The organism is Ruegeria sp. CDSA034, assembly GCF_059612275.1.
This window is the reverse complement of record NZ_JBXWQH010000001.1, coordinates 165663-183021: the sequence shown is the minus strand read 5'-3', so window position 1 is coordinate 183021 and position 17359 is coordinate 165663. Positions and strand designations below refer to the sequence as shown.

Genomic DNA, 17359 nt, shown 5'->3' with positions numbered 1-17359 from the left:
TCGATTTCGCGAACAATCGACACGAAAGTCGCCTTTGATTTGGGAGGCTCGGTCTTCATCGCCAATCTGGTCGCCCCGTTTGTCTGCCATCATTGTAGCCGCCGCATTCACGCAGATGTCGATATGTGCGGCGAGAAAGCTGTTTAATGTAATTTTGGGAAGTCTTAATTGCCTCGGAGGGCAAAAGTTCTGCACTGTGTGCTGTCTCTGAATAAGCAACGCCATCGAATGGCAGGCAAGCGGGCGGCGACCGCGGCATCCGAGTGGGCCGCAGAGTGTCCGTTATGGGCTGGCAGAGATGAGGCCTGTGAATAATTTCGGGTTGTGCATAAGGCGCCCGAATTAGAGATACGCTATCTTGAGGTGGATGGACAACGCACTGCTTGCTATCAAGAGAAGGTTACTACCGCGAAGTCTCGTTAAATTACATCGGGGTTGCATGAATGCTGCGATTCACCCTGCGGCCGTTTTTGGAAAGCTGCACTGGAGCATGTTCGGTATAGTGAATAGCGGGTATAGTCAGGTCGCAAACCATAAATACCAACATTAGTCAGGTCGATCAGTCTTCGATCAGAGAAAAATCGCCACCATCGCCCGATTTTTTTTTACGGTTTTTTGCTTTCCTGGATCGTCTTGGGCCTTTGGGTACGTAATTGTCGTTTAACGCTTTCTCGACCAACCATGTAGCAGGGTGATTAGGGAAACCTTCGCTATAGTGGCGGATCAGATCGATATATTTGAAACCAAGCGCAGAAATCTTTCCGATCTCCTCGCCAGTTGAGGCGTTTTGGACCACAAGGCCGCCGCCCTTTGCCGCCAGTGCTATATCTTTCTGTTTCAACGCTGCCGAAAGATCGTCCCAGGAGCGTGTATCGTCAATAGACTTGCGGATGAATGCTTTGAGGTCGAGTTTCAGCGGACGATCAATCTCCCGGGGTTCTGGAACCGAGTTATCCAATGCCTTTGCGGAAGGGTGGGCCGATTGTCGATATGGATTGTCTCTGAAACGGCCCGTCTGATCATCTTCTTCTGCTGTTGGTGTCGGCTGAGTATGCGAGGCTTCGGCATTCTCATGTCGGAAGATCAACTCTGGCAATATGGTCTCCCAACTATCGCGCTTATGGTAGTGGGCGTAGTCTTCGCCACTATCGATCTTACGCCAGTTGATGATGGCCCCGATCTGGCCAGACGCAAATACATGCCCGCGGGGTGGCTTCCACGATTTGGCCAAACGTCCGACAACACGTTTTTGGGCGTCCAACAAAGCCCAATGAGGTTGTTGAAACGCAAGGGAAAGAGTGTCCCCGACGTTGGCTGAGCGTACGGCGTTGTGCACTTCATGTGCATCCCTTTGGCGACCGGCGAACGACAGATCTACGATATCGAGCGCAGGCATCTGGTATTTTGTTGCAGGCAGCGAAGTTTCGTCGAGATCGGGCGTCACATGCCTGATCAGAACTGAGTCGGAACCCGTTTTCAGAAAGGGGTGCGCTCCGGATGTCAGCACTGTCAGGCTTTGCTGTGCGCGGGTCATTGCCACATAGAATAGGCGACGAGGGGCTTCGTTATCCTCCTCTTTCGACACTCGAGACCAACCGCCATTTAGAATGGCGACATGGTCAAATTCAAGGCCTTTGGCCCTATGCGCCGTCAGCAACAGCAGTCCACGTTGTTCACCGCGAGTATCCCGAGACCAGTCCGCGATCCATTCAATGATGTCAGGTACCGGCATAGTTTTGGTGCCCAACTCCCGGGCCAGTTCCGCCACACCTTCTGCCAGCAAATCCACCCATTTGTTGCGAGGCTGAACATTCAGGACCGTGAGGATGTCCTGAATACCCAGAAGTGCGCCTTGTTTCTCACGCAGCCCGGACACCAGACGTTGGGTCTCCCTAAGTCGCCAAACATTTGGAAGGTCTTCGTTGGCCATATCCACGCGCAGATCTTGCGCTTCGGCATAGGTTCGAACTGCATCCAGTGATTTCCAGTCTCGGGAAATCACAGCAACGCGGGACCAGTTCCAATTGGGGTCCAGACGAGAAAGGCGTATCAGCTCGTCGATTGCTGCTGCAGCTTGCTGCATAGCGCCAGTTGGGACGTCCAGCAACTGCACTCGGCCATGGGCAACGGAATCCTTACCCTCCAGACGTCCGCCGCTGGGTTGAGAGAGCCGCGCCTGATTGATCTTGATTTGGTGATCAATTTTCATGCGTTCAGGCGCTTTGGATATGACCTGATTGGCGGCCTCGATAATATGTGCTGTCGACCGGTAGTTTTCGATCAGAAAAGATGGTCTGGCCTTATAGTCCTCTTCAAATCTTCGGATGAAATCGACAGAAGCCCCGTTGAAAGCATAGATATTCTGGTCGTCGTCGCCCACGGCAAACAGGCTCAGTTTAAGCTCGGCATCTTCCAGAGAACGACCGGCCACGGCGGAAATGAGCGCGTATTCCTCTGGGCCAATGTCCTGGTATTCATCCACCAATATCCAGCGAAACCCCTGAATCAGACTCTCGCGCTGCGCCTCTGCTTCGGCTTTTGCCAGGCCTTCGGGGTTGAGCTGGCGCACCGCCTCCATAATGACATTGTCGAAGTCTTCTGTCGCGGCCTGAACCCCCGCAAAACTGGCGCCAACCAGCTTCATCGCAAGCGAATGGCAAGTCGAGATCGTAACCCCCGCCGCATCATCGCCCACCAGCGCCCTTAGACGAACGCGGATTTCGGCAGCGGCATGGCGATTATAAGCCAGTACCAGAATACCGCGCGGGTCTTCGCGCTTCATCCGCAATAGATATGCGATCCGGTGCACCAAAACACGGGTCTTCCCAGATCCGGGGCCGGCCAGAACCAAAACATTGGTCTGGTCCCGATCGTCCGCGACAATGTCCTGTTGGACCTTGTTGCCCAGGTCTTCGACAATGGCGGTCCAGGACTTGCTTGTTGTCTGTCGCTTGACCTCACGTGCCATGCCCGGCATCCAACGCTTCATGAACTGCTCTTTGTTGAGCAGGAAGTAATCCTCAGACAGGCGTTCGGCGTCTGTGATCTTCTCGAGACCGGTTTCCGCGTAAGTTGCCATGACATGGGTCTGAAGCGTCTGTTCGGCGTAATGCTCTTCCAGAGGAAGGAAGTCCGATTGCGTGAACTGACCACCTTTGGGATTGAGGAATACGGTCATGGCGGGGCGGAATACAGTCAACCCTTTGCCCAGTGTCAACACGCCCTGTTCATGCATCCACAGCAGGGAGCGTTCTAACAGCTTGGTCATGTCGCGCAGACCGCTGGATTTTAAGACAGCATCCTGTGTGAGTTGCGCCAGAAGGTCACCCACAGTGGTTTCAACTTGCAGGTCTTTGCCGCGTGCGCCTTTGTCGAGTCGACCCGTCAGAAACTTCAAAAGAATCCCGGCCGCTTGCCACCGAACCTCAGCGGTTTGGGCAATGACGTCCCACGTCCTTACCCGAGTCACGTTCATGGTATTTCGGCTGATTTTGCGCAACCTGATATTACCGGTGCCACCATCCTGTCCCTTGCCGTCCCGCGCTATGCCCCGGATCAGTTTGTCGATGACATCGGGGCGGGCATCGGCGTGGTCCTGATCGCGCAGATGCTGGCAGGTTTCCTGCAGGTTCAGCGGTATTGGAGTCTCTTTGTCCGCATCCGGTGCCAGCTCTCGCATCGAGGCGATCAAATCCCGTTCAAGATTTGCAGCCTCTGTGAGGCGCCCGGAGGAAGACTGCGCCACACCGACATGGATGAAGAGCGTCATCGCAACGTCGTTTCGAGCGATGCCAAAGCTTTCGAGATTGGCCATCGCCTTGGTCAGTGCGCCGGGTGTCAAACCGCTGACGCCGCAGAGCTGATCGGTTGAGACCCCTTCATCCGCCGGGGCCAAAATCAGATGCTGCACGATGGCCAGCAATTGTTTGCGATGCGCTTGAGTGATCTCCGCATCCGCAAGCCGTTGTTTCGCCTCGTCCAGTGTGCGGACTGTTAGCGACGAAGGGAAAATACGAACTCGGTTCTCTTCTCGCGAAACAAGTGTTGCTTCTTCAAGCCAAGATACGGCCGTCTTGACGCGCGTGTCATCAGTCGCACTGTCCCGTTCAAATTCTTGATCTTTTTCGAACCTGACAATCTCACCCGCAGTGGCGACGATCTTGCCAGTTTTGCGTGTGCGCTCGTCGATCCGTCGTAGGGCTTTGAGAATGGCTCCGATTTCATGCCGTGCCAAACGCGAACCTGCGGACAGCCTGAACTGTCGTTCTACATCATCCCCCGCGTACAGAAGCACGCAATCGGCGACTTCCCGGTCGCGTCCGGCGCGCCCAGCCTCCTGCAGGTAGTTTTCCAAGGACCCTGGGATGTCTGCGTGCACCACCAGCCTGATGTCGGGTTTGTCGATGCCCATGCCAAACGCGTTGGTAGCTGCGATCACCCGCAGGTCTCCGACCCGGAACCGTTCCTGGACGTCGTGTTTGTCATCGGACCCAAGTCCAGCGTGAAAATGTGCCGCGTCCATACCTTGTGATTTTAGAAACTCAGCGACGCGCTCGGTCTCTTTACGCGTCGCGCAATAGATCACGGCGCCAGATCGGCCCTCAGCGGGCAGCAGCTCTTCGATCACGTTCAGGACATCGGTTAGTTTGCTGTTCTTAGTGGTAGGCCTGACATCAAATGTCAGGTTTTTCCGCGATGCTCCACCATCAAGGGAGAGCAGCTCGACCCCGGCGCGAGACTGGAAATGCTCGACGATATCGGCGACGACTTCTGGTTTGGCGGTGGCCGTGAGACATAGGATTGGGGCAGGGGCTTGATCGCCCGAGAACTCTTTGATGAACCTGCCCAGATATCTGTAATCCGGCCTGAAATCATGACCCCATTTCGACACGCAGTGAGCCTCGTCAATTGCCCACAGGCCAACTTCGCGCTGAGCCAGTACCGACCGGATTGATGTGCTGCGCAATTGTTCGGGCGAGATTATCAAAATGCCCGCATCGCCCATGCGGACTTTGTCCAGGGCGTCTTGCCGCTCGGGCATGGACATCTGACCATTAACAGTCACGGAACAGGAAATGCCTACGCGCTCCATACCCTGAACCTGATCTGCCATCAGCGCGACCAACGGAGAAATGACCACAGTCAACGCCCCGATTTTGTCGAACCGCGACAAAGCGGGCACCTGATAACACACGGACTTTCCAGTGCCTGTTGGTAGGATGCCGAGCAGGCTTGTTCCGGACATGGCCTCACCGACAATGCGTTCCTGCAGAGGGCGACCATCTGGATCCACAGGCTGTGGACGGAAACTGTCGAACCCGAACCACCTGTTCAGCGCACGGACCGGGTCATTCTGTTCAGCACACCACTGGCAGGCGGGATCTTTGCAAGACGTATCCCTGAGATGCCGGACAATCAGAGATGCCTCGCGAAATTGCGCCCGAACCCATGGCGGCATGACCGAGTCCCCACCAGCTACGGTGATCCAGGATAGCGCATAGGCCATAGGCCATCCGTTTCGGGGATTGCTAAGCCTTCCCAGAGCCTGTTCGACCCGTTTACTACAAGCCCGACCGTCCAGCATCCGACGAATGGCGGCAACGGCTTCATCCTGCGGCGGGCAACTGGCTTTTCTTAGGTACTTGAAAACCGCATCGAACCCTTCCGATTGTTCCGTTCGAGTGGTCAGGAAGTGATAGGCTACGAGTGCATCTGGTTCGCTGTCGGCAAGGCTTTGAAAGGCATCGAACTGATTAGCGAGCACCTCAAAAACAAGCCGAGCGTCAAGTTCTGGATCATTGATATGCCCCGCAGCCAGCCGCCCGTCCTGATAGTGTTTGACCAGATGGTGGTACGGGTTGCGTGGGAAGGCCAGCGGGTTCAGCCACAGTGTATCAATTGGTGCCCGCATGATCTGAGTCAGACGTGGTCTGGCAGCAATTAGGTGTTCCATATCGTGGTTCAGGAAATTGTGACCAATCGGATGTGGGACACCTGCGATAGCCTCTTCCAGGCGGTCGAGATCTTTCTCCAGCGTGCTGGATTTCGATTTCAAAGCCGGTTGCTCATCGTTTCGGACGGCGGCAAAGGCAAATACCTTCGAGGTTTTAGGATCCACCTCCAGATCGATGGACAGACATTTGGAAAGAAACTCGTTATGTCGACCGTTCATTTGTGATGCGCAACTGTTCCAAGATTGCAGTCAGAGAATACCTTTTTGAGACCATGTACAACCCGGGCGGGAAGTGATGACTAAGCCTATTGGTTGCAAAGCCACAAATGATGGCGATCAATCAAAGTCTGGATACGGCCTTGCCGGGGTGGTTCCAACAAACCAGACAATTTTTTTTGCTTTTAGTCTTTACCCGTTTTCGGGAACCGCGCAGCGGTGATGCTGGTTATTTTGAACGGTCGGTTTGGGATGGCCACGCAGGTCTTGGTGATTGGGCCTCAGGCCAATTGCATCGCTCGTCGAGCTTAACAGGTGGGTGAAAATCTTGGGGCCAGTCACATCCAAATAAACAAAGCAACTTGCCGATCGTGTCCTCGGCAAGTTGCACTTTCTATAGTGCCAAGTTTGAAAGGGCGGAAGTGGAGAACCGCGGGCTAAACGAATGCTCCATCAAGTCCGCCCAATGGCTTCGAACTGAAGGATGTTAACATCCAGCCTCCTGCCTCCTCATGCACATAGAGTTTCTCGGGTGCCAAACGTTGTTGCAGAACGTCATAAACGGTTTGCATGAACTCCGGAGGCAATTTGAAGTGTTCGACCGAGAAGTTTTCAACTCCATCGAAGCTCACTTTTTCAATCACGGGCATCAGACCAGGGCGGTCGAAGTCATCGCTCCAATCGCCGCGGAAAAAAAGCACTCCCAAAACGGAACACTCATTCATTGATAGTGTGAACCGAATGGTCCGGCCATCTTGATCCAGGAGCAATGCTCCGTTGGCAATGGTATTAACCATAGATTTCGACAGATACTCTTTTAAAGTCATAGGTTTCTCTTTGATTGCGGTTTGCCTCGTAAACAGGAAGTGGGATCAGAACTGAAAGCGAGAAGTAATTCTTTGGATATTTTTTGCTCGACGATTGTCAGTCCCGAAAAACCAAATCCAAATGGGCCGCAGGCCATTTGTTGATTTCCTGATTTCAGGCACTTACAAGACTTCGCGGTCATAAAATATGTTTATCATCAGTAGTTTATAGAACCTTTCGTCGCATCGATCCGGGATGATGAAGCGATCCTCCGGGTGACCAAAATCACGATCCGGGTCTCGCGCGCCGTCGATCCGGTGTTTTCACACACCTGTCAAACCGTCTTTGGAGCGAGCGTGTCGGTACGAATTTTTCGACATACGAAACACGGAGAACGACATGCCCGAATGCAATGGCCGCTTCATCATTTCTCGTCCGATGGCTGAATACATCAAACTATCGCCGCTGGGACCCAGTTCAAAAAAGCTGCTGATTGCGCTGATATATCTGCAGCATCTTGAAGAGGATGAATGGCCGAAGGTCGTGCTCGACAAGGAGCCGATCAGGTATGAATACTCAGACAAGTACCTTTGTCGGCACTACCACACGCTGAATACATTTCGGACATTGGGTTTTGCGCCAAAGTCCAAAAGTGCTCGTTTCCTCGACAATGCGATCCACGATCTGCGAATGAAGACGGATCTCTTCGACATGTTGGAAGTTCAGGTGGGCAAACCAACAGTCCTTGTCTGGCAGTTTTCGATTTATGCCGCCGCATTGATGACCATGCGAAGACCCTATGCACTCATGCACACCAGAGACATCGCCCGCATGAACACCGATTTAGAGCCCGGTTTCATCACCTTGTTGACACTGCATGAAAACATGGATTGGCCGGAGTTCTCGCTCTTTAAAGCGGTTCTCCATAATCGTGGCTGGGAAGGTTTTCGCGACGCTCCCATACCTGACATGCGAGGATTCAAGCCTAAACTGAAGCGGCTCCTGAGAAAGTGGAGCGCTCTCAAGTCTCATGAATACGCTGCCGTGATCTGTCAAAACGGTGAACGTCCGGGCGTCACCGATGTCCGCATTCGTGTTCGCCACGCAAGAACAAAGTGGTCCGAAAACAGTTTTTACAAAGTCTGCATCCGCGACGAGTTGGTAAAGATCCCGAAAGGCTCCAACTGTTAATTGGCGGTAGTCTACGTGGGGCTGCAAAACAAGTTTCGGCTGTTTTTTTCCAGATCGGGATTGTGGACCCATCTGCTCTTTATGAAGCGACTATCAACACTCAGAACCAACTCCGCAGCGCTGACCGGCTTGCCAAGCTTGTCACAAACCCAGATATCGAACCGCTGGCAATTGCATCCGGACACCGTGCGCCGGGTACTGCGCGAATTGAGTATTCGCCCCGCGCCCGGGCCATGGAAGCGCCCGCGCTATGCCATCACGGATGTCTGGCGGGTCGAAGGCGTGCCTCATGCCGAGATGCTGGATCAAGATCAACATCCGGCGCTGCTTGAGCCACTGCTGACTGGAAAAGACCTTGCTGAGGAATTCGGCTGCGTTCCGGCAACCATCCGCAATTACGCCCGCGACAACATCATTCGAAGCCTCCGCATCGGTGGCTCGATCCGGTTCCGGAAACACCAGATTGAGGGGCTTTTTGATGTTGTGTGAGGCCGAAAACACCGCAATTCGCACCCTTGCCCGATCTGGAAAAAGTGAGGAATACGCCCACAAAACCTCATTTAAATACGTTTTGGAGCCCTTTTCCTCATTTCGTTTCCAGAGTGCCGAAATTCGAAAAAAGAACCTCAAAACGCATCTCAGAAGATCACCCGAATTTCCAAGAACAACCGCGTCACTAACGCCAAAAACAACACCAATGATGGAGGCACCAATGCAGATGACCCTCGAGCAAGCCGTCGAAAAACTCGACGCCGGAGATTACCCATATTCGCATGCAAACGCGAAAAAGATCCGGGGATCCGCAAACAAATGTAGGAAATTGCCAGCGTATAATTGTCCGCTGGCGATAATCCCGATCGATGTCGATGCCTTCGTCAAGCGATGGTCAAGTCACATCGCCAACAAGGATGCGCCCGAAGGATTCGACACTTTCAAGCAGTTCGAAACGTGGCACGGCAACGTAAAAAGCCTGATGGCACACGCGTCAGGATTGCGCGCCGAGGAAAAGCGTCTGCGCGGGCTGGCGGACGACTGGTCACAGCTCCAGAAAGCCGCGACCGCGCTGATCCAACCGCGTCGAAAAGGCAATAACATCCAAACACCTGAACTTATTGCCCTGACCGTTCTGACAAGCCTGGCAAGAAGCAAGGGCGTCCAGCCGGCGCAGCTGAATGTTGATATGTTGCACCTCTGGATGAAAGACTGTCACGATCAGGGTCGCAAGAACGCAATTCGCAAAGCCGCGCGTCTGCTGGATCGCCTGCATGAGTTTCCGGAAACAATCGAACCTGCGCTGTTGCCAGCAACTATCGGTAAAATTCCGAAGGCCACATGCCATCGCGTGACGCCGGCTCTACCGACCGAAATCACGTCAGCTATTCGCGAATACCAGGCGACGATGAGCCTCGGTCGACCTTATGATGGGCTCCTGGCAGGACGCCGTCGCACCCCACTTTCTCCGCAGACCGTCAAATCTGCCGGGGATGATCTGAACTGGTACTTCACCTGCCTCTCTGAACTTGGTCGATTGGATCTGAACGGTGGCCAATCCATCGCGGAGTTGACCACGGCCGATAATCTGTTTGCAGCCTTCGATGCGGAAGTGGGTGGCGAGTACTATTGGAAGCCACTCGGTGCCAGAACGCTCAAAAAGAATATGGGGGCAGCTTTTCGCTTCGCTCGAGAGTTTCACCCTGATCTCTCAAAAGTTCAAAAGGAGTTCTTCGAGACCGAATATTTCCAAAACTGGGACACAATGACTGAGGCAAACCAGGCGTTCTGTCGACGCCTTGTCACGTCACCTCGGCGTGTCAAAAAGTTTCTGTCGCTCGCAGGCGACTTTCATAGTCAAGCTGCGCCGCTGATCCAGAATTACCGTGATCTGTCGATGGGCGATCAGGCTCGTGCCGTGAGACTTTCACTTGCCGCTGCCATGGCCAGTGTTTTGACCTTTATGCCGTTTCGGGTTGATACACTCGTCAATCTGTCTGTCACTGGCGAGAAGGCCAATGTTTCCTTCCCGAGTGGTTCGCGAACCGTCAGCTTCGCCATTCCAAAGGAAATGATGAAAAACAAGAAAGCTCTGACAGCGTCGATAAAGAAACGCGGTAAGGTTGATCCTCGTCGCATCCTGGAATGGTGGCTGCACGAAGCGCGTCCATACTTCATGAAGCGGCTTCACAATCCGGATCCACATCTGCTGCTTGGGGGAGCCCGTTACAGCAACGCGGCTGATGCCTGGCGTTACGCCACCGCATCGGCCGATTCATACATGAAGTTGCATCAGGTGCGTCACGCCATCGCCTCGATCCTGATCAATCAGCCCGGCGCTGATCTGAACGTCATAGCCGCACTTCTCAACAACTCTCCAGCCACGGTTTCGAAGACTTACGCATTCTTTGATCAAACTGCAGCGATTGAACGTGGCCAGGATGGGTTGGATGCCGTCAACAACGCACTCGCAAAAGGGAAAAACACATGAAGTACCTGATCACAGAACAGGAGTTGCCGCCACGTATGCGTCGATATCTCGCCGACGTCGATACTGGACGGGCCTATTATGCAAAACGTCTTCGCACGAGCAGGCATGCTCTTTCCTCAGCTTTTCGCGGTCTCGTCGAGACCGCGCGAAATCAAGGTTATGCGGAAAAGCTCTCGCGGGAGACTGGAATGGCTTTTTTTGATCGCCTGAGGACGGAAGGGTGGCAGGAAAACAGCCTGATCAGCCAAGCAGTACTGCTTCGGAAATACGCGTTTGAAACCGGTGAGGGCATGGATTGGGCGCTCGAGAGCGGCGCATTTGATCGCCGCCCTCTCGAACTCGTCTTTCGTGCACCGCACTGGTCGCGATTTCTCGCAATCCAATCTGAGTTGCAAGAGATCTGCGAGCCTTCTCTGATCCGCCTCGCCGACCGCTGGATGCGGTGGCGCCAATATGTGCCTCGACTTGATGATGTCGCAATGCAAAGCTTCAAGGCGGATGCGGGAAGCTTGGGTCTACTCGCTGAGATGATGTCGGCAATTGACCCGGAAAATCCGGACACGATCTTTTTGCAGCAAATTCAGCGCAAACGTCGAACGGCAACACGCGCGAAACCAGCATCGCAAAAGAAACCTCCGTTTCATGATCTTCCCGAGCCCTTTCACACAGAAATGTCTCGGCTCGCCGCACGGTTCTATAGGCCGGATGGTCTGTCCAGCGCCCGGATCGAATTGTTGTCCTGCGCTCTGCGACGCTTGGTACGGATCACCAGTAACAGGCAAATGCCAGTGGAGCTTTCGATGGAGACGGCGAAGGCCTTCGCCGAAGACGTCTTCGACAGCGACATCACAACGCGAAGCAAAGCAAATTACTGCGATGCACTCGCAGGTTTTGCAAAACACGCCAACTATCCCGGCGAAATTCGCGAGGCGCTAATGGAAACGCACAATGCATTGAAGCTGGAGTCCTCGTCTGATCTGCGACGGAAGGAGGTGGCTTTGGCACAGAACCCATTGAATCTCGTTGAGCTCGCAGAAATTGCTCATGCGCGACTTCAACAGGCTCCTCACCAGGATCATATCCGTACCCGTCGCCGTGACTACGCGCTTGCTGGCGCTATGGCTTTGCTGGCGAAACTGCCATTGCGCTCTCTCGACCTGCGGACCGGGCGGATCGGTAAGGAATTCCATAGAGATAGTGAAGGTTGGAGCGTGGAGATCGAGACGTCCAAGACCGGAACATTCATCAACGGTCGACTTGCAGATTGTCTGATCCCTTATCTGGATGCGACGCTACTAATGGGAGTCGGCGAAATGCATCTATGGACCGTCTATGAGGCGCGGGTCGGAACGGCACTATTCGGCAATCCTGCTCGCGGTTGGAAACCTTTCGGTGACAATTGGCTATGGGAAAACATGCGGCGACTGACTGGCCACGGGCCACATATCGCTCGTAGTCTCACATATGATGCCGTGGTGGCGGACCCCGATCTGGATCTACGCGTCGCGCAAGCGCTCTGCGGTCACGCCCACGAGACAAGCCGACACTTTTATGAGCTGAATGCAGATCGCTACCGGCGATTGGAAGCGCAAGACATCCTCGCGGAAATTGCTGAATCGAGAAGGAAAGACCCAGACAATACAAACATGATCGCGATGTAATTCACCGCGCCCCAGATTGATAACAAGTGCGGCATAGGCGGCAAAATCTACTCAATAGCCCTCGGCGACTCCTCACTTCGATCGGTCGCGTGCCTAATAGGGTGTGAAGCATCCCGGCCCTGACTTCCTCTCATCTTGCTACGTCTTTGTGAGCAGCAAGATGAGAGAAAGCTCAGAGCTCAGATCAATAGAAACTACGTGCAGGGTGAAAGGAGAACGCCCCCGCCTGCGCGCTTGTCGTCCGATGGGGGCGGCGTAAACACAGGGTAATTCCCAATGAATAACAACCAAATCCTGACGCAGGTCGGCGTGTTCCTCGAATCTGCTGATCTCGATCTTCAACATGCAGTGTTGCTGCTCGGTGGATCCGCAGCCCTGATGCGCCTGCAGCGACTGCGCGCGTCGGTCGCAGCTGCCAACGCCTACACGGTCCAGCATCGCCGTGGCCTGGAATGGCTGCGCGACCTGCTCACTCTGGAGCACGTCGGTGATCCGGACCGTATTGAAAGCGGATTTTTCGCTGAGATTTCACCGGAAGATCCGGCGGTGCTGGTCATCTGCGGGTTGACTGACCAGCTGGAAGCTTTGATCGCCAGAATTGATGAACCAAAGCTCACGCCTGTAGTGGCTGAGACTGAAGCGGCGGCGTGAGGAGATCGTAATGAGCTACAAATACATTCGCCGGGAACAAACGCTCGAGGAGCTGGGTGCTTGCGTGATCTCGCAAGCGGCCGCTTTTGCAGACGACTGCGCGCGGCATGGGCCAATTCCGCGCGGGCTGATGCGGCGCAGCTTTTCGCATATGCTGGAGCGGCTGGAACGCGGCGACGTTCTCGATGAGCGGGACGATGCGTGTATCGGAATGGTCGGCAAGGATCTCGTCTCCGCTGCAAATGCACGGTGCGCGGGTTACGGAAACAAGGTGCTCGAGATGGACACTGATGAAGATGTTCTGATCGACAGCGAACTGGAGCGGCTGCGTCTCCGAATTCTGGCATGGAGTCAGTTTCAGTTTCTCCGAAATCGCCTGAGGGCGCGGGTGAAGGCGCAATTGCTGATTGGTGCATCGTCCTGACAAGATGCGGAGCGGCGCCGTGCAACTGCGCCGCTCGCAAATCCCAACAGGCAACCGACCTCCATTGCTCCACACAGGCTGCTGAATCAGAAATTTACCGACGATCCCGGGCATCGCGAATCCATCTTCGTGAGATGGAATTGACCCAGTCGTTTCAGTTTCGGTCTCAAAATAGGGATTCAAACCAATCTCCCAGCTTTGAGTAGCCGCGCCTAACTGCTCCTTACACCCAAACGAAGTTGTGAGGAGAAAATGAAAACTCGTGCACCAGAGAACACCAGAAAATTCGGGACAGGGATGCCTGAATCGTAATTGGGCGTTCGCGAGGTGATCGAAGCGGCTCCGCCAGGTTGGTCATCTTGGCCACAAGCTCTGCGGCTTCAACCTCTCAGTTTCCACCATCGGCACAGGATAGGGCCCCGAAAAACAATAATGGGACATGAAAACAATGGCTAAACGAGCAGTCCGAAACCCTGCTTCATTCGAAAACCTTGAGCTGATTGATGGGCTGGCCAACCGGCCTCCTCCCATCAAGACAGCAGTCGTCGCGCGCCTTAGCGGATTCTCCCAAAGGAAGATCACTGACCTCGCAAGCAAGCAGGAAATCCCTGGCGCCACAAAACGTGAAGGTCTCTGGCTTTTTGACCAACACGCAATTCACATCTGGCTCAATGAGGGAAACAAAAAATGTCGAGCAACATCTACAAGCAATCGGGCAGCAAAAACTGGCATCTCCGTGTCACGATCGACGGAGTCCGCCACAGAGAGTCGCTTCGAACAACTTCGAAGCGCGTCGCGGAAAAGAAGGCGAAAGACCGCATAAAGGAATTGCGGGCGAAAGCCGATAAGGGCGAAGACGATTGGTTGTTTCAGGTCGGTTACGTCAAGTTCTACGACGGAATGGGGCAGGGAGACACCGCTTGGTCGGACGAGACCGTCAAGCGTTACAAGACAAGCCTGCGCCAAATACTCAACATCCTCGATGAGCTTTGTGAAGATGAGGACCGTGATATTCGCGATCTCTTTGCAACGGATATTACAACGGCCGTGGTATCCGAGTTCGTCGAGCGAAGGAAAGACAAAGGTGTCACTGTGTCTACGATCAACCGCGATCTGACCGCGTTCCGGCACCTGATGGCTGAGATGAAAAACCAAGGTTGGGTTAGTGAGAACCCAGTCGTGTCCTATGAACGACAGGGAATGAAAGAGAATTTGCCAGACATTGAAATTCCAACGGATGACGCAATCTGGAAATTGGGGGCCAGAGCACCGGGAACACTGGCGTTCTTTCCGGAGTTCCTAAACGAAACCGGGGGGCGGGTCACCGAAACTGCGATGCTCAAGTGGTCCGACATAAAGGGACTGGAGCAGCCGACTGAAGGCAACGTTAAGGTCACCTATCGGAAAACCAAGGGGGGCAAGATCCGGGTCGTATTATTGCGACAAGCGGCGATCGACATCCTCCTTCGCATTCCGCGCTCCAATTCGTCCCCATATTTATTTTGGAACCGGAGCGATCACGGCTACTATAAGGATGCCTCGAACCTGTTCTGGGAATACGGGCAAGAAACTGGATTTGGCTCACGCCTGCATGATATCCGGCACAAGTTCGCGATCGAACGTCTGCAGGAGGGCTGGAGCATCTACCGGGTCAGCCGCTACATCGGCCATGTGTCGGTGAGGACGACCGAGCGCTATTACTTCCGGTATCTGACCCAGGAAGAGCAAGATGCCGCGAGTTCCGATGGGGACAACGGCTTCCGGTAAGTCTTAGCTGGCTCATGACCTGAAGACGGGCCTCGCAGATCTGCGGGGCCCGTTTCCCATTGTCGATCTGCGATAAGCAATGGCTGTCTGAACGACGCATTTGCCGTGAAAATTGGATTGGACCGATGACATAGTCGGCGCAATCGGAGCTCGAAATGTGACATAGTATGTCAAGTTTCGGGATTGTGAGGTCTGGCATGGGCACCTGATGAGTCGCCGCATCGGCGATAACTATTCTTACTTATCAGGGATATAGTGGCGGAGAGACAGGGATTCGAACCCTGGGTGGGCTTGCACCCACAACGGTTTTCGAGACCGCCCCGTTCGACCACTCCGGCACCTCTCCGCGGGGGTCTGTGAGGGGGGGATTTAGTGAGGAACGCGCGGGGGTGCAAGCAGAAAATTCCTGAAAATGACAAAGGCGGGATTTTCCGTTGCCTGACGCGGTATTTCCCCTAGGCTCATAGGTATGACATATCCTTTACGCCAAACTATCCTGCCGCTATTCGCCGCCGTTCTGTTCGTGATTTCCGGGTCGCAGCAAGCATTTGCTGCCGGACGGGATCGGATCGAAGCCTTTTTGACAACAACCGGGTTCGACGTTGCACTTGAAAGCATCGCTCTGGCCTCGGCCTCAGCCCCGCAAATGTTGGGGATCGATCCTGATGGGTTTGGGTCCGACTGGACACGCCTGACCGAAGAGGTCTTTGATACCAAGGAAATGCGCGAAACAGCCGTGTCTATTCTGGAACAAACGTTGAGCGATGAAGCTCTGACCCATGCGGTCGAGTTTTATGCATCCGATCTTGGGCAACGGCTGGTCGAGTCCGAGAATGCATCGCACATGGTTGAAGATGACGATGCCAAGCAACTTGAAGGGCAGAAAATCGTCTCGGACCTGATCAAGGGTGGATCGAAACGGGTCGAAAATCTGAAACGCATGAACAATGCAATTGATTCCAGCGGGACGGCATTGCGTGCGCTGCAGGAAATTCAGGTGCGCTTTTTGCTCGCTGCCAGCGCCTCGGGGGTGATCGACTTGCAACTGGGCGCGGATGAGCTGCGTCAGATGATGAAGCGCAATGAGACCGGCATGCGTCAGGCTTTGCAGCTGTCCGCACTTGCCGGGGCAGCCTATACCTATCAGGACTTCTCGGATTCTGAGGTCGTCGCCTATGCTGAGGCTTTGGAGCAGCCTTTGATGCAAGAAGTCTATGAGCTGCTGAATGCCATTCAATACGAAATCATGGCCATGAGGTTTGAAGATCTGGCCGCGCGTATGGCGGAACTACATCCGGCCCAGGATATCTGATGCGCCTGATCGCTGCTTGTTTCGCCGTGTTTCTGTCAGCCATGCCACTGGCAGCGTCCGAGCGGGTTGAACGCCTCATGCTGGCACTTCAATTGGAGCAGGTCGTCGATATCCTGCGCGACGAAGGTTTGGCACAGGCGAAAGACCTGAACGACACATTTCTGGGTGGTGACGGCGGGCCGTTTTTTGATGATCAGGTGGACGAAATTTATGATCCACAGTGGATGCAGGAGCAAATTTCAGGGATTTTTGAGGTCAGCCTGACAGCCAGCCAGATGGATCGCGCCATCCTGTTCTTTGAAAGTGATGTCGGGCAAACCGTTATAACTCTGGAAAACTCGGCCAGAAGGGCCTTCGCGGATGAAACCATCAAGGACATGGCGCGTGAAAATTATCTGAATGGGGCAGGCGGCACCCAACTTTACGGGCTGGTCGGCGAGTATATCGAAGTCAATGACCTAATCGAAAAGAACGTACAAAGCTCGCTTAGTTCGGATTATAACTTTTTTCGCGGCCTCAGCGCGGATGCCGGAACCAGCTCTGAGGATATTCTGGCGCAGCTTTTGTCGGACAAGGACAGGCTTACCGAGGAAAACCGCATCTGGTTGTATTCCTTCCTTCTGGTGGCCTATCAACCGCTCGATGAGGCTCAGATGCGGGAGAACATTGCTTTTTCCCGAACTGAGACCGGGCGCGCCGTAAACGAGGCCTTTTTCGATGGTTTCGATAAGATGTATGACCAGATCTATTTTCAACTGGGACAGGCGGTCTCACGGGCGCTTGGCGCATCGGATCTTTGATCCTGTATTTGATGTTGACTTTGCCGATTATTCTATGGATAAGCGCGCATCCCGGCCGGTTTTCCGCGCCGGGTGTCGTTATTATTGACCCTAGG

The 17359-nt window shown here is 54.1% G+C and carries 11 protein-coding genes and 1 tRNA gene; 9 read left to right on the top strand and 3 right to left on the bottom strand.

From position 1 onward, the window contains the following. Positions 1-559: 559 nt before the first annotated feature. Together AC2FLJ_RS00905 and AC2FLJ_RS00900 are read right to left on the bottom strand one after the other, a co-directional pair. The gene (locus tag AC2FLJ_RS00905; protein ID WP_496704235.1) at positions 560-6172 is read right to left on the bottom strand and encodes a RecQ family ATP-dependent DNA helicase; all 5613 of its coding nucleotides are present in this window, start codon (positions 6170-6172) and stop codon (positions 560-562) included. A 434-nt stretch (positions 6173-6606) separates the two neighbouring features. Further along, entirely contained in the window at positions 6607-6996 is a 390-nt protein-coding gene (locus AC2FLJ_RS00900; protein ID WP_496704234.1) for a hypothetical protein, read from the bottom strand. 379 nt (positions 6997-7375) lie between these two features. Between AC2FLJ_RS00900 and AC2FLJ_RS00895 the strand changes: the two genes are divergently transcribed. The 7 genes from AC2FLJ_RS00895 to AC2FLJ_RS00865 all read left to right on the top strand — a co-directional run bounded on the left by AC2FLJ_RS00895 (position 7376) and on the right by AC2FLJ_RS00865 (position 15152). Further along, complete coding sequence (locus AC2FLJ_RS00895) at positions 7376-8167, top strand: hypothetical protein (protein WP_496704233.1); 792 nt, start codon at positions 7376-7378, stop codon at positions 8165-8167. Positions 8168-8248: 81 nt separating this feature from the next. Next, positions 8249-8656 carry a helix-turn-helix domain-containing protein gene (locus AC2FLJ_RS00890; protein WP_496704232.1) on the top strand — a complete coding sequence of 136 codons (408 nt, stop codon included), beginning with the start codon at positions 8249-8251 and terminating at the stop codon, positions 8654-8656. Then, positions 8649-10649: a site-specific integrase gene (locus AC2FLJ_RS00885; RefSeq protein WP_496704231.1), complete on the top strand. Its 2001-nt coding sequence runs from the start codon at positions 8649-8651 to the stop codon at positions 10647-10649. Before AC2FLJ_RS00890 ends, AC2FLJ_RS00885 begins: the two co-directional genes overlap by 8 nt. Beyond that, the gene (locus AC2FLJ_RS00880; RefSeq protein WP_496704230.1) at positions 10646-12310 is read left to right on the top strand and encodes a hypothetical protein; all 1665 of its coding nucleotides are present in this window, start codon (positions 10646-10648) and stop codon (positions 12308-12310) included. The genes AC2FLJ_RS00885 and AC2FLJ_RS00880 overlap by 4 nt, the downstream gene beginning before the upstream one ends. Positions 12311-12586: 276 nt before the next feature. Next, on the top strand, positions 12587-12961 hold the full coding sequence (locus tag AC2FLJ_RS00875; protein ID WP_496704229.1) for a hypothetical protein: 375 nt from the start codon (positions 12587-12589) through the stop codon (positions 12959-12961). A gap of 10 nt (positions 12962-12971) precedes the next feature. Next, positions 12972-13385, top strand: coding sequence for a hypothetical protein (locus tag AC2FLJ_RS00870; RefSeq protein ID WP_496704228.1), 414 nt, complete (start codon positions 12972-12974; stop codon positions 13383-13385). A 687-nt stretch (positions 13386-14072) separates the two neighbouring features. Further along, positions 14073-15152, top strand: a complete 1080-nt coding sequence (locus AC2FLJ_RS00865) for a tyrosine-type recombinase/integrase (RefSeq protein WP_496704227.1) — start codon at positions 14073-14075, stop codon at positions 15150-15152. Between the two features lie 256 nt (positions 15153-15408). Here the strand turns inward: AC2FLJ_RS00865 and AC2FLJ_RS00860 are convergent. Further along, positions 15409-15498: transfer RNA gene (locus tag AC2FLJ_RS00860), tRNA-Ser, on the bottom strand. A gap of 123 nt (positions 15499-15621) precedes the next feature. Between AC2FLJ_RS00860 and AC2FLJ_RS00855 the strand changes: the two genes are divergently transcribed. Next, complete coding sequence (locus tag AC2FLJ_RS00855) at positions 15622-16464, top strand: DUF2059 domain-containing protein (protein WP_496695462.1); 843 nt, start codon at positions 15622-15624, stop codon at positions 16462-16464. Further along, positions 16464-17264: a DUF2059 domain-containing protein gene (locus tag AC2FLJ_RS00850; protein WP_496695464.1), complete on the top strand. Its 801-nt coding sequence runs from the start codon at positions 16464-16466 to the stop codon at positions 17262-17264. Before AC2FLJ_RS00855 ends, AC2FLJ_RS00850 begins: the two co-directional genes overlap by 1 nt. The last annotated feature ends 95 nt before the right edge of the window (positions 17265-17359 follow it).